At 70.9% G+C, this 22,583-nt stretch carries 25 protein-coding genes and 1 pseudogene; 11 read left to right on the top strand and 15 right to left on the bottom strand.

All coding sequences use genetic code 11. The features are described 5' to 3' along the window. Positions 1-244: 244 nt before the first annotated feature. Positions 245-1,177 (top strand): Ku protein, encoded by a 933-nt coding sequence (locus tag ABTZ91_RS15480; protein WP_352077652.1) that lies wholly within the window; start codon positions 245-247, stop codon positions 1,175-1,177. Here ABTZ91_RS15480 and ABTZ91_RS15475 read toward each other — a convergent pair. From ABTZ91_RS15475 to ABTZ91_RS15455, 5 genes are all read right to left on the bottom strand, one after another. Beyond that, entirely contained in the window at positions 1,174-1,386 is a 213-nt protein-coding gene (locus tag ABTZ91_RS15475; protein ID WP_352077651.1) for a hypothetical protein, read from the bottom strand. The two genes, ABTZ91_RS15480 and ABTZ91_RS15475, sit on opposite strands and share 4 nt — an antisense overlap. A 29-nt stretch (positions 1,387-1,415) precedes the next feature. Further along, on the bottom strand, positions 1,416-1,754 hold the full coding sequence (locus tag ABTZ91_RS15470) for a DUF6233 domain-containing protein (protein WP_352077650.1): 339 nt from the start codon (positions 1,752-1,754) through the stop codon (positions 1,416-1,418). Positions 1,755-1,989: 235 nt separating this feature from the next. After that, entirely contained in the window at positions 1,990-2,199 is a 210-nt protein-coding gene (locus tag ABTZ91_RS15465) for a hypothetical protein (RefSeq protein WP_352077649.1), read from the bottom strand. A gap of 9 nt (positions 2,200-2,208) precedes the next feature. After that, complete coding sequence (locus ABTZ91_RS15460; RefSeq protein WP_352077648.1) at positions 2,209-2,373, bottom strand: hypothetical protein; 165 nt, start codon at positions 2,371-2,373, stop codon at positions 2,209-2,211. A gap of 187 nt (positions 2,374-2,560) precedes the next feature. After that, a complete protein-coding gene (locus ABTZ91_RS15455) occupies positions 2,561-3,184 on the bottom strand; it encodes a GntR family transcriptional regulator (protein WP_352077647.1) in 624 nt (207 codons plus the stop codon). Positions 3,185-3,691: 507 nt separating this feature from the next. On the opposite strand from ABTZ91_RS15455, the pseudogene ABTZ91_RS15450 reads away from it, so the two are divergent. The 10 genes and pseudogenes from ABTZ91_RS15450 to ABTZ91_RS15405 form a co-directional block, all read left to right on the top strand. Beyond that, positions 3,692-3,913, top strand: a pseudogene (locus tag ABTZ91_RS15450) (sugar ABC transporter permease); the annotation flags it as partial. After that, entirely contained in the window at positions 3,910-4,752 is an 843-nt protein-coding gene (locus ABTZ91_RS15445) for a carbohydrate ABC transporter permease (protein ID WP_352077646.1), read from the top strand. The pseudogene ABTZ91_RS15450 and the gene ABTZ91_RS15445, both read left to right, overlap by 4 nt. After that, on the top strand, positions 4,749-6,059 hold the full coding sequence (locus ABTZ91_RS15440) for an extracellular solute-binding protein (protein ID WP_352077645.1): 1,311 nt from the start codon (positions 4,749-4,751) through the stop codon (positions 6,057-6,059). Before ABTZ91_RS15445 ends, ABTZ91_RS15440 begins: the two co-directional genes overlap by 4 nt. A gap of 76 nt (positions 6,060-6,135) precedes the next feature. Beyond that, positions 6,136-7,350 carry a macrolide-inactivating glycosyltransferase gene (gene mgt, locus ABTZ91_RS15435; RefSeq protein WP_352077644.1) on the top strand — a complete coding sequence of 405 codons (1,215 nt, stop codon included), beginning with the start codon at positions 6,136-6,138 and terminating at the stop codon, positions 7,348-7,350. A 191-nt stretch (positions 7,351-7,541) separates the two neighbouring features. Continuing rightward, positions 7,542-8,753, top strand: coding sequence for a S8 family serine peptidase (locus ABTZ91_RS15430; RefSeq protein WP_352077643.1), 1,212 nt, complete (start codon positions 7,542-7,544; stop codon positions 8,751-8,753). 73 nt (positions 8,754-8,826) lie between these two features. Beyond that, entirely contained in the window at positions 8,827-9,096 is a 270-nt protein-coding gene (locus tag ABTZ91_RS15425) for a hypothetical protein (protein WP_352077642.1), read from the top strand. 167 nt (positions 9,097-9,263) lie between these two features. Then, a complete protein-coding gene (locus ABTZ91_RS15420) occupies positions 9,264-11,273 on the top strand; it encodes a serine/threonine-protein kinase (RefSeq protein WP_352077641.1) in 2,010 nt (669 codons plus the stop codon). 165 nt (positions 11,274-11,438) lie between these two features. Further along, positions 11,439-11,987, top strand: coding sequence for a DUF1697 domain-containing protein (locus tag ABTZ91_RS15415; RefSeq protein ID WP_352077640.1), 549 nt, complete (start codon positions 11,439-11,441; stop codon positions 11,985-11,987). 67 nt (positions 11,988-12,054) lie between these two features. Then, a complete protein-coding gene (locus ABTZ91_RS15410) occupies positions 12,055-12,660 on the top strand; it encodes a DsbA family protein (RefSeq protein WP_352077639.1) in 606 nt (201 codons plus the stop codon). A gap of 65 nt (positions 12,661-12,725) precedes the next feature. Continuing rightward, the gene (locus ABTZ91_RS15405; RefSeq protein ID WP_352077638.1) at positions 12,726-13,310 is read left to right on the top strand and encodes a TIGR03086 family metal-binding protein; all 585 of its coding nucleotides are present in this window, start codon (positions 12,726-12,728) and stop codon (positions 13,308-13,310) included. 12 nt (positions 13,311-13,322) lie between these two features. Here the strand turns inward: ABTZ91_RS15405 and ABTZ91_RS15400 are convergent, their stop codons facing one another. The 10 genes from ABTZ91_RS15400 to ABTZ91_RS15355 form a co-directional block, all read right to left on the bottom strand. Then, positions 13,323-14,066, bottom strand: coding sequence for a sirohydrochlorin chelatase (locus ABTZ91_RS15400; protein ID WP_352077637.1), 744 nt, complete (start codon positions 14,064-14,066; stop codon positions 13,323-13,325). Between the two features lie 5 nt (positions 14,067-14,071). Beyond that, the gene (locus ABTZ91_RS15395) at positions 14,072-14,965 is read right to left on the bottom strand and encodes an ABC transporter permease (RefSeq protein ID WP_352077636.1); all 894 of its coding nucleotides are present in this window, start codon (positions 14,963-14,965) and stop codon (positions 14,072-14,074) included. Continuing rightward, positions 14,952-15,749 carry an ABC transporter ATP-binding protein gene (locus ABTZ91_RS15390; protein WP_352077635.1) on the bottom strand — a complete coding sequence of 266 codons (798 nt, stop codon included), beginning with the start codon at positions 15,747-15,749 and terminating at the stop codon, positions 14,952-14,954. The genes ABTZ91_RS15395 and ABTZ91_RS15390 overlap by 14 nt, the downstream gene beginning before the upstream one ends. A 36-nt stretch (positions 15,750-15,785) precedes the next feature. Continuing rightward, positions 15,786-16,904, bottom strand: a complete 1,119-nt coding sequence (locus tag ABTZ91_RS15385; protein ID WP_352077634.1) for an aliphatic sulfonate ABC transporter substrate-binding protein — start codon at positions 16,902-16,904, stop codon at positions 15,786-15,788. A gap of 204 nt (positions 16,905-17,108) precedes the next feature. Beyond that, the gene (locus ABTZ91_RS15380) at positions 17,109-18,461 is read right to left on the bottom strand and encodes a GTP-binding protein (RefSeq protein WP_352077633.1); all 1,353 of its coding nucleotides are present in this window, start codon (positions 18,459-18,461) and stop codon (positions 17,109-17,111) included. Further along, positions 18,461-19,396, bottom strand: coding sequence for a sulfate adenylyltransferase subunit CysD (gene cysD, locus ABTZ91_RS15375; RefSeq protein WP_352077632.1), 936 nt, complete (start codon positions 19,394-19,396; stop codon positions 18,461-18,463). The genes ABTZ91_RS15380 and cysD overlap by 1 nt, the downstream gene beginning before the upstream one ends. Next, a complete protein-coding gene (cysC, locus tag ABTZ91_RS15370; protein WP_407077962.1) occupies positions 19,393-19,977 on the bottom strand; it encodes an adenylyl-sulfate kinase in 585 nt (194 codons plus the stop codon). Before cysC ends, cysD begins: the two co-directional genes overlap by 4 nt. After that, positions 19,959-20,666, bottom strand: coding sequence for a phosphoadenylyl-sulfate reductase (locus ABTZ91_RS15365; protein ID WP_352077630.1), 708 nt, complete (start codon positions 20,664-20,666; stop codon positions 19,959-19,961). Before ABTZ91_RS15365 ends, cysC begins: the two co-directional genes overlap by 19 nt. Further along, a complete protein-coding gene (locus ABTZ91_RS15360; protein WP_352077629.1) occupies positions 20,663-20,842 on the bottom strand; it encodes a hypothetical protein in 180 nt (59 codons plus the stop codon). The genes ABTZ91_RS15365 and ABTZ91_RS15360 overlap by 4 nt, the downstream gene beginning before the upstream one ends. A 28-nt stretch (positions 20,843-20,870) precedes the next feature. Then, positions 20,871-22,568, bottom strand: coding sequence for a nitrite/sulfite reductase (locus ABTZ91_RS15355; protein WP_352077628.1), 1,698 nt, complete (start codon positions 22,566-22,568; stop codon positions 20,871-20,873). Between the last annotated feature and the right edge of the window lie 15 nt (positions 22,569-22,583).

The raw sequence follows: 22,583 nt of genomic DNA, 5'->3' as shown, positions 1-22,583 counted from the left end.
TGCCGCCGTCTCTTTCGTGCACGCCTCTAGCGTCGCTGCGGGCGCCGGGTGCAGGCTGTGCGCACGCGGTCCTCGCAACCATCCCCCGGAGAGGGACCGCGCTTGGCCTCGCCTGCTTGTCCCAGTGGGCGGGGCCGCGCCCGGCCTCCCGGTCCTCCCCACGGGAGGCTTCAGGCGTGCGATCACCGGGGGCGTCTGCATAGCCTGAGGTCAGAACCCCAGGGGGGCGTTCTGGAGGAGCACGATGCCCCGTCCTATGTGGTCCGGCGCGATCTCGTTTGGCCTGGTCACGGTGCCCATCACTTTGGAGCCGGCGACCGAGTCGCACGACGTGCACTTCCGGCAGATCCACCTCGAGGACGGGGGCCGGATCCGCTACCAGAAGCGCTGCGAGATTGACGGCGAGGTGCTCACCGAGGACCAGATCGGCAAGGCCTACGAGGTGTCCAAGGACAATCTCGTCCCGATCACGGACGAGGACCTGGCTGCCATGCCGCTCCCCACGGCGAAGGCGATCGAGATCGTGGCGTTCGTCGACGCCGACTCGATTGACCCGGTCAGCTACGGCGCCGGCGACTACTACGCCCGCCCGAGTGGCGCCGTCGCCGCGAAGCCGTACACCCTCCTGCGGCAGGCCCTCGACCGCACGGAGAAGGTGGCCGTCGCGAAGTACGCGCTGCGCGGCCGTGAGCGCCTTGGGCTGATGCGCCCCCTCGGCGAGGCCCTGGTCATCCAGGGGCTGCACTGGGGCGACGAGATCCGCTCGTCCGGCGAGCTCGCACCTCCGGAGACGGAGCTCACCGAGCAGGAGATCCAAGGCGCGCTCGCCTTGCTGGCGACCATGTCGATCGAGCGCATGGCCGACCTTGGCGACTGGCTGACCGACCACTACACCGAGGCGCTGTACGAGGTGATCGCCGCGAAGGCCGAGCACCGCCAGCCCAAGCCGGTTGAGGGCGAGGAGGCGCCTACGGCGCCGGTGGTCGACCTGATGGCGGCCCTGGAGGCGTCCGTGGCGAAGGCGCGGGAGTCCCGCGGCGAGACCGGCGGGCCGGCCACGGTGCACGAGATGCCGAAGCCGAAGAAGAAGGCCGCAGCGAAGAAGACAGCAGCGAAGAAGACCACCACCGAGAAGAAGGCGCCAGCAAAGAAGACGGCCCGAAAGCGGGCGTCCTAGGCGGCCTCGTATTCGTGGGCTCGGCCTCCGCGCCACTCGACCCAGCGCGGGTCGTCCAGTAGGGCCTCTGCGTCGTCGAGGCCGGCTCGGCGCAGGAACTCGACGACGTCCTTGTCGCTGTGAGCGAGGCCGAGGATCTGGTCGTCGCGAACGGTGACGCGCCGGCCGCCGGACGGGCTGGGCCTGTGGACGATGATCGGGGCGCTCATGCACCGGCGAGTGCCCAAGGCCGCCGGTCCTACTCGAGGACTCCGAGTTCGGAGTCGGGCCGGCAGATTTCACAGGCGCGGATGCCACCGGTGGTGATGGCCTGGAGGGCCTGGTCGCGGTCGAGCGGGCGGGTGTGGCGGCTAGCCATCGTGCAGTCATCGAGGTGGACGCTGTCGGCGTGGGCCTGGCCGCCTTTCCGCAGGAAGGACAGCACGAAGCCGGGTCCTGCGGGCAGGGTTCGGGCGGATACGGCTGCAGCCTGCTGCTGTTCGGCCTTCCGGATGCGGTCGCGGACGTCGCCGAGGAGCATGGCGAGGTACGTCTCCAGGGTGCGGAGGCGGGGCAGATCCGGCGGCAAGTCGTACACAAGTTCGAGTCTAGTGGTCAGGTGGATCGCCGAGCATCTGGGGCTGTCAGCGGCGAGTTGTACCCAGCTGTCATCTATCCGCGTCTTCTGGCTGACGCGGCTACCGGACCCGCCCCGGCGTGATGCACCGGGGCGGGGCACTGTCTGGACGCGAGCGAGCCCCCACCGTCGCCGACGACGGTGGGGGCCCACTGCTGCATTCTGTCGACGGCGCCGCCTCGGATGCGCCCGGCGCCTACTCGGAGGCCGCCGGAGGCTCCGGGTTCCGCACCTGCTTCTTCAGCGCCATCTCGACCTTATACCGGTCCTGTCCGGTCGCCTCCGTATGCGCGGTGATCGCCTGCTGGACCGCCGCCGCGGTCTCCACGGTGAGGGCTTTGGCCTGGATCTCTGTCCAGGCCTGCTGCTCGAGCCGGATCAGCTCGGGTGAGAGTTCGATTGCCACGGGCGGATCCTAAGCGGCGAGTTCCTGCTCGGCTCGCAGCGCCTCGGCCCAGGCGACGACGAGCCGCTGGTACTCGGCGCCGGCCGTCGCCGTGAGCCCGCCGCGGACCAGGTGGCGGATCTGGTCGTTGAGCTCGGCGGCCGTCTGGCGGGGTGTCTCAGTCGACTCGGGCATGCGGCAAGCCTACGGCGGGGGTCGGACACTATCCCCAAAGCGTCGCTCCTTGTGACAGAAACGCGCCCCGTGTGAACTGAGCGTGCAACTTTCTCTCGCACACCCGTTCACAGGCATATGCCAAGTAGTGCATGCTGCGACATGTGCGTCAGGCCCTGCACTGCTGGGCGCCCCCGCTGACGTCGCGCTATGCCGTGCCGCTCAGGCGGATCATCCAGCGATCCATCGGGAGGACGAGATCAGCGGTCTCCACGGGGCGCCCCCCATCATCGAGACGTGTCCGCACCAAGCGGTAGGCCAGGGCGTCAGCCAGCAGCCCGAGCGACCGGGCCTCGTTCTCGACCACCGGCCGCACTCCCAGTTCCACTACGAACGATGCATGCCGTCGGCGCCGGCCGCGCCACCACGACGTGACCAGCATGGCCGACCGACCCCCCGGGTCCATGCATTCCACCACCTCGCGCCGAAGGGTGGCGCCGATGGGAACGTCGAGGCGAGCGGACAGGTCATCCGTCGCCCGGCAGGAGACGGCTTCGGTGGTCTCGCAACTGAAGGGCCAGGGCGCGTCGGGATCCGTGAGGGTGCGCATAGCAGGAGGGTGCGCTACGTAGACGCCGCGGCGCTTCTCTCCCTCGAGGATTCCGGTCTGCCGGAGGAGCTGGTAGGCCAGCCGGACGGTCTGCTCGTGCACGCCGTACCGCTGGGCCATGACGATTCGGGAGGGCAGAAGTTCTCCCGATCTCCATTCGCCGGCCTGGATGCGGGCGTGGATGTCGGCGGCGATGCGGCGGTAGCGCGCATCGGCTGACATGGCGACCCCTGGGGATGATCTTCACTGAGGGTCGCAGGGTACGAATCGCGGAGGCCGCTAGATATATCTAGAGGGCGCTACGCTTCGGTTGGTATACCGGGGGCAACTGCATAGAGAGCTCGGCGCCTCGGGTTCAGGTCTCGCAGGCGCCGATGGGACCGCCTCCAGTTCGCCCATTCCCCAGCGCGAGCAGAAGACGGCCCCTACGGTCACCCGTCCCACAATGACGGGTGCTCGCACCAGCGAGTGTCCCTCAAGGTCCACTCCTTGTACGAGACATTCGCTGGCCAAAGCCAGGGCCGGGTCGCTGTGGACGCCTTCGAGGGTGTTGAGCGACCCGGCCCTGGTCTGTGTGGGGGAGAGGTGGGAAACGAGCGGGAGATGATCTTGCTCAACGTGCCACGTCCACTGATCAACCCATGATGGACCATGCGGGCAAATGCGCAGGTCAGCAGCTCCTCGCTGGGACGACTGCCAGGTGAGCGGATCCGGACGACAGGTAGTACCAACTTCATCTGGAACTTCAACTCCTTCGCCCTGGTGTACGTGCTGACGGCCGGCGGACCGGGCGGCCGGACCCGGCTGCCGATGCTCTTCGCCTACGAGGAGGCCTTCCGCTACGGCCAGTTCGGCTACGCGGCGGCCATGGGCTGCGTGCTCGTCGCCGTCGTCTCCGTACTCCTCGCCCTGTTCCTCGTCGGACGGCTCAAGGGAGATCAGGACCGGTGAGTGCCTTCCGTACCAGCGGGCCCGCCCGCGCCGGCCAGTACGCGGCCCTCCTCGCGTATCTGGTCTTCCTCGCCTTCCCGTTCCTGTGGCTGGTCTCCACCGCCTTCAAGCCCGCCCGCGAACTGGGCTCCCTGCACCCCACCTGGATCCCGCACGACCCCACGCTGGAGAACTTCCGGCAGGCCTTCGACGAACAGCCGCTGCTCCGGGCGGCCGGCAACAGCCTGCTCGCCGCGCTCGCCGCCGCCCTCGTCGCGGTCGCCGTCGCCACCCCCATGGCCTATGTCCTGGCCCGCCGCCGCTCGCGGCTCACCACCGCCGCGACCGGCTGGGTGGTGGTCAGCCAGGCCTTTCCCTTCGTCCTGCTGATCATCCCGCTCTTCCTGATCCTCAAGAACCTCCATCTGATCAACACCCTCGGCGGGCTGGTGGCGGTGTACGTCGTGTGGTCGCTGCCCTTCGCCCTGTGGATGCTCACCGGCTACGTACGGGCCGTGCCCACCGAGCTGGAGGAGGCGGCCGCGGTCGACGGCGCCGGACGGCTGCGGATCCTCGTCTCCGTCACCGGCCCGCTGCTCGCCCCCGGCATCGTCGCCACCGCCCTCTTCGCCTTCATCACCGCGTGGAACGAGTTCTTCTTCGCCCTGGTGCTCCTCAAGACCCCGGAGAAACAGACCCTGCCCGTGGTCCTCACGCACTTCCTCGGCGCGGAGGGCGTCGCCGACCTCGGGCCGCTCGCCGCCGCGGCCTTCCTCGCCACCCTGCCCTCCCTCGTCGTGTTCGCCGTCATCCAGCGGCGGATCACCGGCGGCATGCTGGCCGGGGCGGTGAAGTCATGAGGCGCCTGACGAAGCTCGCCGGCGCCGTCGCCGTCCTCGTCCTGCTGCTCGCCGGCTGCACCGCGGGCGGCTCCGGCGACGAGCGGGCCGCCGACGGAGTGGTCCGGCTCCGCTTCCTGTCCCTGGCCTGGCAGAAGGAGTCCGTCGACGCCAACAAGGAACTGGTGGCGGAGTGGAACGCCGCCCACCCCCGCGTCCAGGTCGACTACGTCCAGGGCAGCTGGGACTCGGTCCACGACCAGCTGCTCACCTCCTTCGAGGGCGGCGAGGCACCCGACCTCATCCACGACGCCTCCGACGACCTCGCCGACTTCGCCTACGGCGGCTACCTCGCCGACCTGCGCCCCCTGCTGTCCGAGCGGCTGCGCGCCGACATCCCCGCGCACAGCTGGCGGACCACCACCTTCGGCGAGGGGATCTACGGCGTGCCGTTCCTCCAGGAACCGCGCGTGATCATGGCCAACCGGAAGATCCTCACCCAGGCTGGCGTCCGCATCCCCACACCCGAACGGCCCTGGACCTGGGAGGAGTTCCGGAGCGTCGCGCGGGACCTGACGGCCCGGATGGGCCGGGGCCGGTACGCCGTCGCCTGGCCGCTGAAGGAACCGGTCTCCGTCTCGCTCAACCTGGGCCTGTCGGCCGGCGGGCGGCTCTTCCACCGGGGGACCGACGGCAAGGTCACGCTGCGCTTCGAGGACGGCGACGCCGTCGTGCCCGGCACCATCCGGGCGATGGTCGCGACCGACCGGACCGCCTCCCGGTCCACCCTCGGCAGCGGCGGCTCCGACACCCTGCCCGGCTTCTTCGGGGGCAGGTACGCGATGGTCCCGCTGGGCTTCTCGTACCGCCAGCAGATCGTCCAGCAGGCCCCGAAGGGCTTCGACTGGATGGTGCTGCCCGCGCCCGCCGGAGCGGGCGGGCTCGCGCAGGGCGTCAGTCCGCAGACCCTCTCCATCGCCGAGGACAGTCCCCACAAGCGGGAGGCCGCCGCGTTCCTCGACTTCCTGCTCCAGCCCCGGAACACCGTCCGGCTCGCGCTCGGCGACTGGATGCTGCCCACCTCCACCACCGCGCTCGCCGACCCGGCCCTGCACACCCCGGAGGCCGGCTGGGCGACGGGCGCGGCGGTCGCCCGGCAGCTGCGGCCGGCGCCCGCGCAGTCGGTGCGCGGCTATCCGGAGTGGAAGGACAAGGTCGCCACGCCCGCGTTCCAGGAGTACTACAGCGGGGCGATCGGCGACGAGGAGCTGAGACGGCGTCTGGTGGAGGACGGCAACCGGGTGCTCGCCCGCTACCAGCGGGACTGAGCTCCCGGTCGCCCCGCAGGGGGGCGTACGGGAAAAAGATTGGACGAGACGTCTCGTCTCGTTTAGAGTCCTCCTCATGACCGCGACTCACCGCTCCCACATCGCCATGTTCTCCATCGCCGCCCACGGCCATGTGAACCCCAGCCTCGACGTCATCCGCGAACTCGTCGACCGGGGGCACCGCGTGAGCTACGCGATCCCCGCCTCCTTCGCCGACAAGGTCGCCGCGACCGGCGCCACCCCGGTCGTGTACGAGAGCGTGCTGCCGACCGACGACGACCCCGACGCCTGGGGGACCGAACTCATCGACAACATCGAGCCGTTCCTCGACGACGCCGTCCAGGCCCTGCCCCAGCTCGCCGCGGCCTTCGACCAGGACCGCCCCGACCTGGTGCTGCACGACATCACCTCGTACCCCGCCCCCGTCCTCGCCCACACCTGGGGCGTCCCCGCCCTCTCGCTCTGGCCGAATCTCGTCCCCTGGGAGGGATACGAGGAGGAGGTCGCCGAGCCGATGTTCGCCGAGCTCAAGGCCTCTCCCCGCGGCAAGGCGTACTACGCGCGGTTCGAGGAGTGGCTCGCCGCCCACGGCGTCGACACCCACCCCGACCGGCTCATCGCCCGCCCGAGGCGCGCGCTCGTCCTCATCCCGAAGGCACTCCAGCCGCACGCCGACCGGGTCGACCAGTCCGTCTACACCTTCGTCGGCTCCTGCCGCGCCGAGCAGCCGGACGCGGGGGAGTGGCGGCGCCCCGAGACGGCCGGGAAGGTGCTCCTGGTCTCGCTCGGCTCCGCCTTCACCAAACAGCCGGCGTTCTACCGCGCCTGCGTCGAGGCCTTCGGCGGCCTCGACGGATGGCACGTGGTGCTGCAGATCGGCAGGTTCGTCGACCCCGCCGAACTCGGCGACGTCCCCGACAACGTGGAGGTGCACTCCTGGGTGCCGCAGTTGGCCGTCCTCCAGCAGGCCGACGCCTTCGTCACCCACGCGGGGGCCGGCGGCAGCCAGGAGGGCCTGGCCACCGCGACTCCGATGGTGGCCGTGCCGCAGGCGGTCGACCAGTTCGGCAACGCCGACATGCTCCAGGCGCTCGGAGTCGCCCGCCACCTGCCCATGGAGGAGGTCACGCCCGAACGGCTCCGCGAGACCGTGCTCGCTCTCGTGGACGATCCCGAAGTGGCCCGCCGGGCACGCGAGATCGCCGAGGAGATGGCGGGCGAGGGCGGGACGCGGCGCGCGGCCGACCTGATCGAGGCGGAGCTCATCGAGGCGGAGGTGCCCCGATCCTGAAGGGGCTGGGGCAAGGGGCGAGTTGAGAAGACTCGCCCCTTTTCTTATTAAGAAACCTTGTTGAACAAGTCATAGCTCTGTGAAGGTCTTGATTTGCACTCGTCAATGAGTCAGGGTTTCGAACGAGCGACCGGAGATCTTCCCGCCGGTGGCCCAACCCCCCACAAATCCTGACGAGGAGACCCCTCTTCATGGCCATACACAAGCGAGTCCGCCGGACCCGTTACATCGCCGTCACGACCGCGATCGCCGCGGCCGCCGGAATCACCGCCCTCACAAGCCCGTTCGCCGGCGCGGCCCCCACGCCCGCCGAGGGAACGGTCTACGGCCTCGGCGCCGAGAACGCCGTCGCCGGCAGCTACGTCGTGCTGCTCGACGAGAAGACCGGCCGCAGCGGCAAGAACGACCTGGCGAAGGAGTACGGCGGCACCCTGCGCCGCTCGTACGACTCCAGCGTCAACGGCTTCTCCGTCAACGGCCTCACCGAGACCGAGGCCAAGCGCCTCGCCGCGGATCCGGCCGTCGCCAAGGTGGTGCAGAACCGCAGGTTCACCATCAACGCCACCCAGGAGGACCCGCCGTCCTGGGGCCTCGACCGGGTCGACCAGGCCGACACGGCCGGCGACAAGAAGTTCACCTACCCGGACAACGCGGGCGAGGGCGTCACCGCGTACGTCATCGACACCGGCGTCCGCGTCAGCCACCAGGACTTCGGCGGCCGCGCCGCCGACGGCTTCGACGCCATCGACAACGACAACACCGCCCAGGACGGCAACGGCCACGGCACGCACGTCGCCGGCACCATCGCCGGAACCGCCCACGGCGTCGCCAAGAAGGCCAAGATCGTCGCCGTCCGCGTCCTGGACGACAACGGCTCCGGCACCACCGAGCAGGTCGTCGCCGGCATCGACTGGGTCACCCAGAACCACAAGGGCCCGTCCGTCGCGAACATGAGCCTGGGCGGCAGCGCAGACCCGGCCCTGGACGAGGCGGTCAAGAAGGCGATCGCCTCCGGCGTCACCTTCGGCGTCGCCGCCGGCAACGAGTCCTCCGACGCCGGCCAGGGCTCCCCCTCCCGCGTCACCGAGGCCCTCACCGTCGCCTCCTCCACCAAGGACGACCAGCAGTCGAGCTTCTCCAACTTCGGCTCGGTCGTGGACCTCTACGCCCCCGGCTCGGACATCACCTCGGCGTGGAACGACAGCGACACCGGCACCAAGACCATCTCCGGCACGTCCATGGCCACCCCGCACGTGGTCGGCGCCGCCGCCGTCTACCTCGCGGCCCACCCCGACGCCACCCCGGACCAGGTCGCCGAGGCACTGATCTCCGGGGCCACCCCCGACAAGATCTCCAACGCGAACCCCGGCACCGCCAACAAGCTCCTGAAGATCGTCGAGTGACGACGGTCCGCGCGGAGCACCACTGAGACCGGCGACCGCCGTGCCCTCCCCCACGGGGCGCGGCGGTCGTCCCGTGCCCGCGCGCCGGCACGGGATTTCCCGATCGGAGCGCGACCCGCGGGTCAGCCTGACCGTCTACGACCGGGCCGACCCGCTGCGTTACCTGGAGGTACGCGGCACCGCGACGGTGGCCGAGGACGTGGACCGGAAGCTGGCCGTGCAACTGGCCGAGCAGTACGAGGGGCCCGGCGCCGGCGAGGAGTACCTGGAACTGCCGCCGGAGGTGATGCGGGTGGTCGTGAGGATCACCCCGCGGCGGCTGATCGGCACCGTCGCCGACTGATCGAAGCTATCCCGTTCAAACAGCGCGAGGCAGGACGCGGCTGGGCCTGTGGGCGGCGATCTCGCACACAAGCAATTCCCTGCCGGGCACGGGCGGTCCGCACCCGCTGCACGGAACGAAACCGTCCGACCCCTCGCTGGTGGACCGTTGGGCTACCCTCCTTCCTCGTGGACCAGTTGACTGCCGAAGACCCGCCGCGCATAGGCCCTTACCGCCTCATCGCCCGCTTAGGTGCCGGCGGCATGGGCCGGGTCTATCTCGCCCGCTCCGAAGGCGGGCGCACTGTCGCGGTCAAGGTCGTGCAGACCGAGTTCGCCCAACACGCCGAATTCCGCTCCCGGTTCGCGCGCGAGGTCACGGCCGCGAAACGGGTCGGTGGAGCCTGGACCGCTGCCGTGCTCGACGCGGACACGGACGCGGAGACGCCCTGGGTCGCGACCCAGTACATTCCCGGACCCGATCTGCACGCCGTCGTGGCCGAGCGGCACGGGCCGTTGCCCGAGCAGTCGGTGCGAGTCCTGGCCAACCGGCTCGCGCTCGCCCTGCAGGCCATCCACGGGGCGGGACTCGTCCACCGCGACCTCAAGCCGTCCAACGTCCTGGTCACCGTGGACGGGCCCCGGGTCATCGACTTCGGTATCGCCCGGGCGCTGGACAGCATCAGCGGGGACAGCCTGCAGACCCGTACGGGCATGGTGATCGGTTCGCCCGGCTTCATGTCCCCGGAGCAGGTGCGTGGGCTCCACGTCACCACCGCCTCCGATGTGTTCTGCCTGGGTTCGGTCCTCGCCTACGCCGCCACAGGGCGCCAGCCCTTCGGGGCGACCGGCAACGGGCTGCACGCCCAGCTGTTCCGGGTCGCCGAGGAGGAGCCCGACCTGGACGGGCTGCCGGAGACGCTCCTCGGACTCGTACGGGACTGCCTGCGGAAAGACCCGGCACAACGCCCCACGCCGGAGCAGATCGCCGCCCGCACCGCCACAGAAGGCGTCGATGAATGGCTTCCGGGCGCGCTGCTCGGCCAACTGGGGCGGCACGCGGCACAATTGCTGGACTTCGATCCGCTGCGGCCGCACACGGCCCTCGTGCCGGGTCCGGTTCCCACTCCGCCGGTGCCCGCCCGGCCCGTACCCACACCCCGGCCCGTGCCCGCCGCACCTCAGCCCGTGCCCGCGCCCGCCGCGGCTCCGTCGGACGCGCTCGCGCAGGCGCCCACGGTGGGGCCGGGACACGACGAAACGGCACGCTCGGACGTGTCGGCGCAGCCCCCGGAACAGCGGCGTCGCCCGGCCGTCGTGGCGGGGATGGCAGCCGTCGTGGTGCTCGTCACCGTCGGTGGCCTGCTCGCGCTCCGCCCGTGGCAGGGCGGGGCGGGGGAACCACCGTCGCTGAGTGCTCCGAAGGCGTTGCAGGGGAGCTGGGAGGCGCGCCTGAGCATGGGCGACCTGCGCAGGGAGGGGGCGCTCGCACGCCTGCTCGTCGATGCGAAGGGCACCGCCCAGTACTCCCTGCTCAACGAGGTGCGGCTGTGCGTCTGGGAAAGCACCATCACCGCCTCCAGAAGCGACGCGATCGCGCTCGGATCGAGCCGGCTGAAGAGGGTAAGCCCCCGGTCCGAGGCGGAACGGTGCGAAGACACCACCGAGGACTACAGCTCCTCCCGCCCGGACGGTACCGGGGCGTTCGTCGCCTCGTGGAACGGTGCGTTCGAGTGGGAGGACGACCCGAGCTTCTACGACCGCCACAATGACGGACAGACCTCCTACGAACCCGACCTGTTCGAGAAGGTGCCGCCCGCCACGGGCGCGCTGCCGGAGAAGTTCCGGGGCTCGTGGGGCGGCCGGGGAGCGGACGGCACCTACCGCTTCGAAGTCACGATGGGTCAGGGCGCGGCGAAGCGCGACATCCGTCTCGTGTCCATCAGCGCGGTGGGCGAGAGGTGCACGTACAAGGCGGAGGTGTTCTCCCAGGAGCCGACCCGGCTCCGCATCGCGCCCGCGGAGCTCGCCGACAGCAAGCAGCCCTCGGGCTGCACCAGAAGCACCGCCTCCCTGACGTTCTGGGCGAGCGAGGACAAGGGAAGACGGAAGCTGTCGTCCGGCCCCCTCCTCGGCGCCGACACACCTTCCGCCGAGGCCCGCCGCTGGATAGCAGAGCTGACCCCCTCAGGCATGTAGGGGCCTGTCTCTTGGATCTGTCCGTGGGATCGTCGTGCCACGAGCAGCTCCGCTCAAGCCGGATGACCGGGCTGGGCGAGGGCGGAGGTGAAAGCCGGCGCCCCGGCGCAAGGCCGCACGTGCTACCGCAGGCCAACCGAACGAGACGACCTCTAAGGTGGCCCCATGACGACGACCTACGCCCTGCTGCTCCGCGGGATCAACGTCGGAGGACACCGCAAGGTCCCCATGGCGGAGCTCCGTTCGCTCCTCGAAGAGCTCGGGCACCGGGGCGTGAAGACCTACCTCCAGAGCGGCAACGCCGTCTTCACCAGCGGGGCCGACGAGCCCGACGAGGCCGTCAGGGAGACCGTCGAGGCGGCGATCGAGCAGCGCTTCGGCTTCCCGGTCGACTGTCTCGTCCGCGACCACGGCTACCTCGCCGCCGTCGCCGCCGACTGCCCCTACCCGGCCGCCGAGCTCGAGGGCAAGCAGCTGCACGCCTTCTTCCTCTCCGGCCCCGTCGACGAGGACCGCTTCGCCGGCCTCGACCGGGCGTCCTTCGCCCCCGAGTCCTTCGCGCTCGGCGACCGCGTGCTCTACCTCTACGCGCCCGACGGCCTCGGCCGCTCCCGGCTCGGCGAGGTCCTGTCCCGGCCCGCCCTCTTCAAGGGGCTCACCGTCACCGCCCGCAACTGGAACACGGTCCGCAAGCTGGTCGAGATGACGGGCTGATTGGCCCAGTCCGGCGGAGCCTGAATGGCCCGCTGGAAGGGGCCAAGCCGGGTCTAGGGTCGACGCCATGACGACCACCGTGGACTTCTACTTCGACCCCGCCTGCCCCTTCGCCTGGATCACCTCCCGCTGGATCCTCGAAGTCGAACGGCACCGCGACCTCGACCTGCGCTTCAAGGTCATGAGCCTCTACCTCCACAACGAGGGCAACGAACTGCCCGACTGGTACCGCACCCTCGTCGACCGGTCGATCGGCCCGGTCAGAGTCGCCGCCGTCACCGCCGAGAAGTACGGCGACGACATCCTCCGCCCCCTCTACACCGCCTTCGGCACCCGCATCCACCAGCGGAAGAACAAGGACTTCGACGCCGTGATCGCCGAATCCCTCGCCGAACTCGGCCTGCCCGCCGAACTCGCCGACGCCGCCCACGACCCCGCCCACGACGAGACCGTCCGCCGCAGCCACGACGCCGGCAAGGACCCCGAGGCCGGCGCCTACGTCGGCACCCCCACCCTGCACGTGGACGGCACCGCCTGGTTCGGACCCGTCCTGCGGGCCGTCCCGCGCGGCGAGAAGGCCGCCGAACTCTTCGACGCCTTCCGCGTGCTCGCCGGCCACCCCGACCTGTTCGAGATCAAGCGCACCCGCACCGGCGGCCTCGACGTCTCCTGACACGGCCCGTGGCCCTGTCGCGAAAATTCAAGACCGGCCCCCGGACGGCCCCTAGCGTCGGGCGCATGAACGAGATCCACCACCACCTCACCGTGTGCGCCGCCGAAGCGGCCCGCATCGCCCGCAAAGTCACCGGCGAGCAGCTCGCCACGGCCTCCGTCTGCGCCGACTGGACGGTCCGCGAACTCGCCAACCACCTCGTCCTCTACTCCGCGCACGGCCTCGAACACCGCGCCCTGCGCACCCCGCTCCCCGAGGAGACCGTCGAACGGGACTTCACCGCCGAGCCCGACTGGGCCGAGCGGTACGCGGACCGGCTCGACCGCGCCCTGGCCGCCTGGCAGCGCCCCGGCGTCTGGGACGGCGAGGTCGACACCGGCTACGTGACGATGCCCGCCCCCACCGTCGCCGCCCTCCTCGTGAAGGAACTCGCCCTGCACGGCTGGGACCTGGCCCGCTCCACGGGCCAGGACATCGACCTGCCCGAACCGACGGCGGCCTTCGTCCTCGGCGTCGTCGAGGAACACGCCGAGGTCTACCGCCGCTACGAGGGCTTCGCCGCGCCCGTCACCGCCCCCGCGGACGCGGACACCTTCACCCGGGCCCTCGCCCTCAGCGGCCGGAACCCGGCCGCCGGGCCGACCGGCTGATCCGCCGAGCGGTTACCCCGCGACCGCCACCCGCTCCGGGGCGCGCGCCGCCTCCTCGTACCGCTCCAGGAGCAGCCGGGCCAGTTCGGGGGAGGGGCCGAGGACACCGGCGAGGACGTCGGCGTCCGACGCGCCCGCCGCGATGCGGTCCGGGAGGCGGCCCGGGGCGATCACGTACGGGGCCACGGCCACCCGCCGGACGCCGGGCTCGGCGCGCAGCGCCCGTACCGCTTCGTCCGTACGGGGAAGGGATGCGGAGGCGAACGCAGGCCGCACGGAGCACCAACCGGTGTTCCGCAGCTCCCGCGCCGTTTCTGCGATCGCTGCGATCGCCTCCGGGTCGGTGGAGCCCGCCGAGGCCAGGACGACCCCGGTCGTGCTCTTGTCGCCGGGCGTGAGCCCGGCCTCGTACAGCCGCCGCTCCACCGTCGCCAGCAGCAGCGGAGAAGGGCCGAGGACGTCCGCCTGCCGGATGTGGAGCCCGGCGGGCGCCTGGCGGAGTACGGCGGGGATGTCGGCCTTGGCATGGAAGGCGCGGGTCAGCAGCAGCGGCAGCGCCACCACCTCGCGCACGCCCTCCGCGGCCAGCCGGTCCAGGATCCCCGGCACGGACGGCAGGTTGAAGTCCAGGAACGCCGTCTCCACCCGCACGCCCGGCCGCAGCAGACCGGCCCGGCGCACCAGCGTCTGGACGGTCGCCGCGTGCCGCGGGTCGCGGCTGCCGTGGGCGACGACGAGGAGGACTGGGGCGTTCATGGTGCTCAGGCCTTCACCAGCAGGCCGCGGCGGCGCAGCACCGCGCGCTCCAGCGGGCTGAAGAGCAGCAGGTCGATCGCGATGCCGACGAGCAGGATCAGGAAGATCGCGAGGAAGATGCCGGGCATGTCGAAGTTGTTGCGGCCGTTCTCCAGGAGCTGGCCGAGGCCGAGACCGAGGTCCGGCGAGGACGCGATGATCTCCGCCGCCATCAGGGAGCGCCACGAGAACGCCCAGCCCTGCTTCAGGCCCGCGAGGTAGCCGGGCAGCGCGGCCGGCATCACGATGTGCCAGGCGCCCTTGAGCCCGGTCGCGCCGAGCGTCCGCCCGGCCCGCAGGAACAGCGGCGGCACCTGGTCGACGCCCGCCACCAGGCCGTTGGCGATCGACGGCACCGCGCCGAGCAGGATCACCGCGTACATCATGGAGTCGTCGAGGCCCAGCCACAGCACGGCCGGCGCCACCCAGGCCACCGACGGCAGCGACTGCAGGCCCGACAGGATCGGGCCGATCGCCGTGCGCACCACGGCGACCCGGGCCACGAGCAGGCCGAGCGGCGTACCGATGGCGAGCGCCATCAGGAAGCCCAGCAGCGCCCGCGACACACTGGTCCACAGCACGCCGAAGAGCGTGCCCTCCAGCCACATGGTGGCCAGGCTGTCCCACACCGCGCCCGGCGACGGCAGCTTGCCCTCCTCGGCGACCTCCAGGGTCACGAGCAGCTGCCACACCGCCAGGACGAGCACGACGGCGAGGACCGGCGGAAGCACCTTCTTCAGCAGGACCTCACGCAGCGGGGTCCGGCTGATCTGCACGCTGTCGAGGGCGTCGAGGCCGGCCTCCAGGCCGGCGAGGTCGTCGGCCTTGACGGCGGTGGTCGTCGTCTCAGTGCTGGCCATGGCGGCGGATCTCCCCACGCAGTTGTTCGGTGATCTCGACGGACAGCTCCGCCACGGCGGCGTCCTCGATGCGGCGCGGCTGCGGGATGTCGATGGTCCACTCCCGGGCGATGCGGCCCGGCCGGGACGACAGGAGGACGACCCGTTCGGCGAGGCGCACGGCCTCGCGCACGTTGTGCGTGACGAACAGGACCGACAGCCGCGTCTCGCGCCAGATCCGGGTCAGCTCGTCGTGCAGCACGTCCCGGGTGATCGCGTCGAGCGCCGCGAACGGCTCGTCCATCAGCAGCAGGTCGCTGTCCTGGGCGAGGGCACGGGCGAGCGCCACGCGCTGGCGCATGCCGCCGGACAGCTCGTGCACCCGCTTGCCGTACGAGCCGCTGAGCCGGACGAGTTCGAGCAGCCGCTCGGCCTCCGGGCGGCGCTCCGCCTTCGGCACCCCGCGCAGCTTCAGTGCGAGTTCGATGTTCTTGCCCGCGGTCAGCCACGGGAAGAGGGCGTGCTCCTGGAACATCAGGGCCGGCCGGCCGCCGGGGGTGTCGATGGACCCCGCGGACGGCCGGTCGAGCCCGGCGACCAGGTTGAGCAGGGTGGACTTTCCGCAGCCGGAGGCACCCAGGAGGGTGACGAACTCGCCCGGGGCGACATCGAGCGAGATGTCGTCGAGGACGAGCTGGCCGCCGGCGGGTCCGCCGAAGGACTTCGAGACGTGCTCGATGCGCGCGGCGTGGCCCACCGCGCCGACGCGGTCCTCGGCCTTGGCGAGCGTGGTGGTCGTGGCCATGGTCGTCACCTCCTGGGTGTCAGCTGCGGACGTGGGTTACTTCGCGCCGAGGCCGGCGTCGGAGACCTCGGGCTTGCCCGCGGCCTTCAGGACCTTGTTGAGCGGCTTCAGGTCGTAGATGCCGGCCAGGTCGGGCTCTTCGAGGAGACCGGCCTTGACCGCGTGGTCGGCCTGCGCCTGGAGCGTGGCGGCCAGCGGGTCGTCGGTGAACCGGATCGACGGCCAGGCCCCGTCGATGACCTTGTCGCCGAGCGGCTTGCCCGTGAGCTCCTTCAGCCGCGCGTTGGCGGAGGCCTTCGCCTTCTCCGGGTTGGCGTTGATCCACTCGTTGGTCTTCACCGAGCCCCGCAGGACCGCCTCGACGACATCCGGGTGCGCCTTGAGGAACTTCTGCGACACGATGATGTTGGTGATGACGAACTGCTTGCCCGGCCACAGGTCGGACTCGTCGAGCAGGACCTTCGCACCCTCGCTGACCAGCTTGGACGCGGTCGGCTCCGGCACCCAGGCGCCGTCGATGGAGCCGGACGTGTAGGCGTCCGGGGTGATCTTGTTGTCCGTACGGAGCACGGAGACGTCACCCTTGCCGCTCTGGGCGTCGACCTTCCAGCCCTTCTCCGAGATCCAGTTGAGGAAGGCCACGTCCTGCGTGTTGCCGTGCTGCGGGGTGGCGATCCGCTTGCCCTTGACGTCGTCCAGGGTCTTGATCTTCGCCGGGTTCACCACGAGCTTCACGCCGCCGGAGGCCGAGCCGCCGATGATGCGCAGGTTGGTGCCCTTGGACTTGGTGTAGCCGTTGATGGACGGCGAGGGACCGATGAAGCCGATGTCGATCGAGCCCGCGTTCAGCGCCTCGATCTCCGAGGGACCCGCGTTGAAGGACGTCGTCTCGAGCCGGGTGCCGCCCAGCTCCTTCTGGAAGATCCCCTCCTGGTCGCCGACCAGGGCCGTGGCGTGCGTGAGGTTGGGGAAGTACCCGACCCGTACGGTGTCGGCGGAGAGCTTCTCGCCCTCGGCTGCCACCTTCTTCGCGGAGTCCTCGGCGTTCTTCGCCTGGGAGCCGTAGCCGCAGGAGGCGAGCGCCCCGATCAGCAGGGGCAGGGCGGCGGCGGTGACCAGGCTGCGGCGCAGGGTGGTACGGGTGGTGGCAGGCACGGGAGGTCTTCCCCTCGATTCAGCGTCTTCGATGTCGGTGTCGGTGCCGCACGGATGCGTGCGGGTGGAGCGGCGTCGCGCCGCCGGAGCGGCGTACGGAGGTCAGCACGCACATCGCGCGACACCTCCCCGGCCCGCGCCGAGGGCGCCGGATCCCACCCGGCCGCCCTCCTTGGCGAAGGTCGCGTACATGTCCTGGGCCATCTAGAAGTCCCACCCCTCCTCGTCGTCCACGGAGACCGTGGCCTTGGCGGTGGCGAAGGACTCGCCGGCCATGCCGGCGGCCAGCGTGGTGCCGTCCGCGGGGTCGATCAGCAGGAACGAGCCGGTACGGCGGGAGTCGGCGTACGCGTCGAGCGCGAGCGGCTCGGCGGTGCGGACCTTCACCCGGCCGATGTCGTTGGCGACGAGCCGGCCCGGGTCGGGGTGCTGGGAGAGGTCGTCCAGGGTGAGCCGGGACGGGATCTCCTTCACGATCGCCTTGACCGTACGGGTGGTGTGCTTGAGCAGCACCCGCTGGCCGACGGTGAGCGGGGTGTCCGCGACGTGGCAGACGGTCGCCTCGACGTCCTGGCTGGTGGCCGGGGCGTCGCCGCTCGGGGCGAGCAGGTCGCCGCGCGAGATGTCGATGTCGTCGGCGAGACGGATGGTGACCGACTGCGGCGCCCAGGCGATGTCGACCGACTCGCCCAGCGCGTCGATCGCGGTGATCGTCGACGTCCGGCCCGAGGGCAGTACGGTGACCTGTTCGCCGACCCGGAAGGCGCCGGCCGCGATCTGGCCCGCGTACCCGCGGTAGTCCGGGTGCTCGGCGGTCTGCGGACGGATCACGTACTGCACCGGGAAGCGGGCGTGGCAGGCCGTCAGGTCGTGGCTGACCGGCACCGTCTCCAGGTGTTCGAGAACGGTCGGGCCGCCGTACCAGTCCATGTTCGCCGACGGCTCCACGACGTTGTCGCCGGCGAGCGCGGAGATCGGGATCGCGGTGATCTCCGGGACGCCGAGCTCGGAGGCGTACGTCGTGAACTCCTCGGCGATCGCGGCGAAGACGGACTCCCGGTAGTCGACCAGGTCCATCTTGTTCACAGCGAGGACCACGTGCGGGACGCGCAGCAGGGCGGCGACGGCCGCGTGCCGGCGGGTCTGCTCGACCACCCCGTTGCGGGCGTCGACCAGCACCACCGCGAGCTCGGCGGTGGACGCGCCGGTGACCATGTTCCGGGTGTACTGCACGTGCCCGGGGGTGTCGGCGAGGATGAACCGGCGCCGGGGCGTCGCGAAGTAGCGGTAGGCCACGTCGATGGTGATGCCCTGCTCCCGCTCGGCCCGCAGGCCGTCGGTCAGCAGCGCCAGGTCGGGCGCCTCCTGCCCGCGCGAACGCGAGGCGTGCTCGACGGCCTCCAGCTGGTCGGCCAGCACCGACTTGGAGTCGTGCAGCAGTCGGCCCACCAGGGTGGACTTGCCGTCGTCGACGGACCCGGCGGTCGCGAAACGCAGCAGGGTCGTCGCCGCCAGCTCCGCGTGCCCGGCGGTGGGCTGTTCGGTGGACGTGCTCATTAGAAGTACCCCTCGCGCTTGCGGTCTTCCATCGCGGCCTCGGACAGCTTGTCGTCCGCCCTCGTCGCGCCCCGCTCGGTGAGCCGGGACGCGGCGATCTCGGCGATCACGGCCTCCAGGGTGGTGGCGTCGGAGTCCACCGCGCCCGTGCAGGACATGTCACCGACCGTGCGGTAGCGGATCAGCCGCCGCTCCACGGTCTCGGTCTCCTTCGGGCCGCCCCACTCGCCGGCCGTCAGCCACATGCCGTTGCGGGCGAACACCTCGCGCTCGTGCGCGAAGTAGATCTCCGGGAGCTCGATCTTCTCCCGCTGGATGTACTGCCACACGTCCAGCTCGGTCCAGTTGGACAGCGGGAAGACCCGCACGTGCTCGCCGGGGGCGTGCCGGCCGTTGTACAGCTGCCACAGTTCGGGCCGCTGACGGCGCGGGTCCCACTGCGAGAACTCGTCGCGCAGGCTGAACACCCGCTCCTTGGCGCGGGCCTTCTCCTCGTCACGGCGGCCGCCGCCGAAGACGGCGTCGAACCGGTGCTGCTGGATCGCCTCGGTCAGCGGGACGGTCTGCAGCGGGTTGCGGGTGCCGTCCGGGCGCTCGCGCAGCTTGCCCGCGTCGATGTACTCCTGCACCGAGGCCACGTGCAGCCGCAGCCCGTGCTCGGCGACCACCCGGTCGCGGTACTCGATGACCTCGGGGAAGTTGTGCCCGGTGTCGACGTGCAGCAGCGAGAACGGGATCGGCGCCGGCGCGAACGCCTTCAGCGCCAGGTGCAGCATGACGATCGAGTCCTTGCCGCCGGAGAACAGGATCACCGGCCGCTCGAACTCGCCCGCCACCTCACGGAAGATGTGGACGGCCTCGGACTCCAGGGAGTCGAGGTGCGTCAGCGCGAACGGGCTGTCGGTCGCGTCGTGAACGTGGGCAACAGTGGTCACGCCAGGCCCCTTTCGGTGAGCAGCGCGTGGAGCTGCGCCGCGGACTCCTGCACGGTCTGGTTCTGGGACTCGATCCGCAGATCGGGTGTCTCGGGCGCCTCGTACGGGTCGTCGACGCCGGTGAGCCCGCTGATCTCGCCCGCGGCCTGCTTGGCGTAGAGGCCCTTCACGTCGCGCTCCGAGCACACCTCCACCGGCGTGGCCACGTGCACCTCGACGTACGGGGTGCCCGCGGTCTCGTGGCGCTTGCGGACCGCCTCGCGGCTGTCGGCGTACGGGGCGATGACCGGGACCAGGACCTTCACGCCGTGCGAGGCGAGCAGCTCGGCGACGAAGCCGATCCGCTGCACGTTGGTGTGCCGGTCCTCGCGGCTGAAGCCGAGGCCCGCGGACAGGAACTCGCGGATCTCGTCGCCGTCGAGGACCTCGGTGCGGTGGCCCTCCTCGCGCAGCCGGCCGGCCAGCTCGTACGCGATCGTGGTCTTGCCGGCGCTCGGCAGGCCCGTGAGCCAGATGGTGGCACCGGTCACGTCGTTCTCCTGGGAAGTCTCGGGGGTGGTCATCAGCCGTGCAGCCCGCATTCGGTCTTGGCCCGCCCGGCCCAGCGGCCGGCCCGCGCGTCCTCGCCCTCGAGGACCCGGCGGGTGCAGGGGGCGCAGCCGACGGAGGCGTAACCGTCCATGAGGAGCGGGTTGGTGAGCACGCCGTGCTCCAGGACGTAGGCCTCCACGTCCTCCTGCGTCCAGCGGGCGATCGGGGAGATCTTCACCTTCTGCCGCTTCTCGTCCCAGCCGACGACCGGGGTGTTCGCCCGGGTCGGGGACTCGTCGCGGCGCAGTCCGGTGGCCCACGCGCGGTAGCGGGTCAGGCCCTCCTCCAGCGGCTTGACCTTGCGCAGCGCGCAGCACAGGTCGGGGTCGCGCTCGAACAGCCTCGGCCCGTACGCGGCGTCCTGCTCGGCCACCGTCTGACGCGGGGTCAGCGTGATGACGTTGACGTCCATGACGGCGTCGACCGCGTCACGGGTGCCGATGGTCTCGGGGAAGTGGTAGCCGGTGTCGAGGAACACCACGTCCACGCCGGGCATCGCCCGGGAGGCCAGGTGGGCGACGACCGCGTCCTCCATCGAGGAGGTGACGCAGAACTCCTTGCCGAAGGTGTCGGCGGCCCACTGGAGGATCTCCAGCGCGGAGGCGTCCTCCAGATCGCGGCCGGCCTGCTCGGCGAGTGCCTTCAGGTCGGCCGCGGTCGTCTCCTGAGTGACCGTCATGTCTGTTCCCCTCCAGTGGACTTGATCGAAGTTCCCGGGGCGAGCAGCCCCAGGAACTTCAGCTGGAAGGCTCGGCTGCACGCGGCGCATTCCCAGGCGCCATGGCCCTGCTCGTTCGGACGCAGGTCCTCGTCCCCGCAGTAGGGGCAGTGGAAGGGGGCGGCCCGCTCGCTCATGCGCCCTCCCTCGTCTCGCTCGCTCCGCTCACGACAGGGCCTCCTCCGACGCGCGCGCCGCCCAGGTGGCGAAGCGCTCGCCGTCCTCGCGCTCCGCCTGGAAGCGCTTGAGGACCCGCTCGACGTAGTCCGGGAGCTCGGCCGCGGTGACCTTCAGGCCGCGGACCTTGCGGCCGAAGCCGGCCTCCAGGCCGAGCGCGCCGCCCAGGTGGACCTGGTAGCCCTCGACCCGGTTGCCCTCGTCGTCCAGGACCAGCTGGCCCTTGAGACCGATGTCCGCGACCTGGATACGGGCGCAGGCGTTCGGGCAGCCGTTGATGTTGATGGTGATCGGCTCGTCGAACTCCGGGATCCGGCGCTCCAGTTCGTCGATCAGCGAGGCACCGCGGCCCTTGGTCTCGACGATGGCCAGCTTGCAGAACTCGATGCCGGTGCAGGCCATGGTGCCGCGCCGGAACGGCGAGGGGGTGACCCGCAGGTCCAGGGCCTCCAGGGCGGAGACGATCGAGTCGACCTGCGCCTCCTCGATGTCCAGGACGATCATCTTCTGCTCGGCGGTGGTACGGATGCGGCCCGAACCGTGCGCCTCGGCGATCTCGGCGATCTTCGTCAGGGTGGCGCCGTCGACCCGGCCGACGCGCGGGGCGAAGCCCACGTAGTAGCGGCCGTCCTTCTGCCTGTGGACGCCCACGTGGTCGCGCCAGCGGCCGGCCGGCTGCTCGGGGGCGGGACCGTCCGTCAGCTTGCGCTTCAGGTACTCGTCCTCCAGGACCTGGCGGAACTTCTCCGCGCCCCAGTCGGCGACGAGGAACTTCAGCCGGGCGCGGTTGCGCAGCCGGCGGTAGCCGTAGTCGCGGAAGATGGAGATGACGCCCTCGTAGACGTCGGGGACCTCGTCGAGGGAGACCCAGGCGCCGAGCCGGACGCCCAGCTTGGGGTTGGTGGACAGGCCGCCGCCGACCCAGACGTCGAAGCCGGGACCGTGCTCGGGGTGGTTCACGCCGACGAAGGCGATGTCGTTGATCTCGTGCGCCACGTCGAGCAGCGGGGAGCCGGAGACCGCGGACTTGAACTTGCGGGGCAGGTTGGAGAAGTCCTTGTTGCCGACGATCCGGCGGTAGATCTCCTCGATGGCGGGGGTGCCGTCGATGATCTCGTCCTCGGCGATGCCGGCCACCGGGGAGCCGAGGATGACACGCGGGGTGTCACCGCAGGCCTCGGTGGTGGACAGGCCGACCGCCTCCAGGCGGTTCCAGATCTCCGGGACGTCCTCGATACGGATCCAGTGGTACTGGACGTTCTGCCGGTCGGTGATGTCGGCGGTGCCACGGGCGAACTCCTGGGAGATCTCGCCGATCACCCGCAGCTGCTCGGTGGTCAGCCGGCCGCCGTCGATGCGGACGCGGAGCATGAAGTACTCGGCGTCCAGCTCCTCCGGCTCCAGGACACCGGTCTTGGTGCCGTCGAGGCCCTCCCGGCGCTGGGTGTAGAGGCCCCACCAGCGCATGCGTCCGCGCAGGTCGTTGGGGTCGATGGAGTCGAAACCGCGCTTGGAGTAGATCGTCTCAATACGTGTCCGTACATTGAGACCGTCGTCGTCCTTCTTGAACTGCTCATTGCCGTTCAGCGGGGTGAAGTGCCCCACGGCCCACTGACCCTCGCCACGGTGGCGCCCGGCCTTGCGGCGGGCGGCGGCGGGTGTGGGGTTTTCCGGGGTGGCGGCCATGGCGATATGTCCTTC

This window comes from Streptomyces sp. NPDC126499 (genome assembly GCF_040302485.1).
Classification (GTDB): domain Bacteria; phylum Actinomycetota; class Actinomycetes; order Streptomycetales; family Streptomycetaceae; genus Streptomyces.
This window is presented reverse-complemented; position numbering and strand designations above follow the sequence as displayed.

Bases quoted from the DNA above. Each gene is read 5' to 3' on its own strand.
- ABTZ91_RS15360 (WP_352077629.1), bottom strand. From the start codon at position 20,842: ATGAGCGAGCGGGCCGCCCCCTTCCACTGCCCCTACTGCGGGGACGAG.
- ABTZ91_RS15460 (WP_352077648.1), bottom strand. From the start codon at position 2,373: ATGCCCGAGTCGACTGAGACACCCCGCCAGACGGCCGCCGAGCTCAAC.
- ABTZ91_RS15440 (WP_352077645.1), top strand. From the start codon at position 4,749: ATGAGGCGCCTGACGAAGCTCGCCGGCGCCGTCGCCGTCCTCGTCCTG.
- ABTZ91_RS15410 (WP_352077639.1), top strand. From the start codon at position 12,055: ATGACGACCACCGTGGACTTCTACTTCGACCCCGCCTGCCCCTTCGCC.
- ABTZ91_RS15365 (WP_352077630.1), bottom strand. From the start codon at position 20,666: ATGACGGTCACTCAGGAGACGACCGCGGCCGACCTGAAGGCACTCGCC.
- ABTZ91_RS15355 (WP_352077628.1), bottom strand. From the start codon at position 22,568: ATGGCCGCCACCCCGGAAAACCCCACACCCGCCGCCGCCCGCCGCAAG.
- ABTZ91_RS15390 (WP_352077635.1), bottom strand. From the start codon at position 15,749: ATGGCCACGACCACCACGCTCGCCAAGGCCGAGGACCGCGTCGGCGCG.
- ABTZ91_RS15480 (WP_352077652.1), top strand. From the start codon at position 245: ATGCCCCGTCCTATGTGGTCCGGCGCGATCTCGTTTGGCCTGGTCACG.
- mgt (WP_352077644.1), top strand. From the start codon at position 6,136: ATGACCGCGACTCACCGCTCCCACATCGCCATGTTCTCCATCGCCGCC.
- ABTZ91_RS15430 (WP_352077643.1), top strand. From the start codon at position 7,542: ATGGCCATACACAAGCGAGTCCGCCGGACCCGTTACATCGCCGTCACG.
- ABTZ91_RS15405 (WP_352077638.1), top strand. From the start codon at position 12,726: ATGAACGAGATCCACCACCACCTCACCGTGTGCGCCGCCGAAGCGGCC.
- cysC (WP_407077962.1), bottom strand. From the start codon at position 19,977: ATGCGGGCTGCACGGCTGATGACCACCCCCGAGACTTCCCAGGAGAAC.
- ABTZ91_RS15415 (WP_352077640.1), top strand. From the start codon at position 11,439: ATGACGACGACCTACGCCCTGCTGCTCCGCGGGATCAACGTCGGAGGA.
- ABTZ91_RS15400 (WP_352077637.1), bottom strand. From the start codon at position 14,066: ATGAACGCCCCAGTCCTCCTCGTCGTCGCCCACGGCAGCCGCGACCCG.
- ABTZ91_RS15395 (WP_352077636.1), bottom strand. From the start codon at position 14,965: ATGGCCAGCACTGAGACGACGACCACCGCCGTCAAGGCCGACGACCTC.
- ABTZ91_RS15455 (WP_352077647.1), bottom strand. From the start codon at position 3,184: ATGTCAGCCGATGCGCGCTACCGCCGCATCGCCGCCGACATCCACGCC.
- ABTZ91_RS15475 (WP_352077651.1), bottom strand. From the start codon at position 1,386: ATGAGCGCCCCGATCATCGTCCACAGGCCCAGCCCGTCCGGCGGCCGG.
- ABTZ91_RS15380 (WP_352077633.1), bottom strand. From the start codon at position 18,461: ATGAGCACGTCCACCGAACAGCCCACCGCCGGGCACGCGGAGCTGGCG.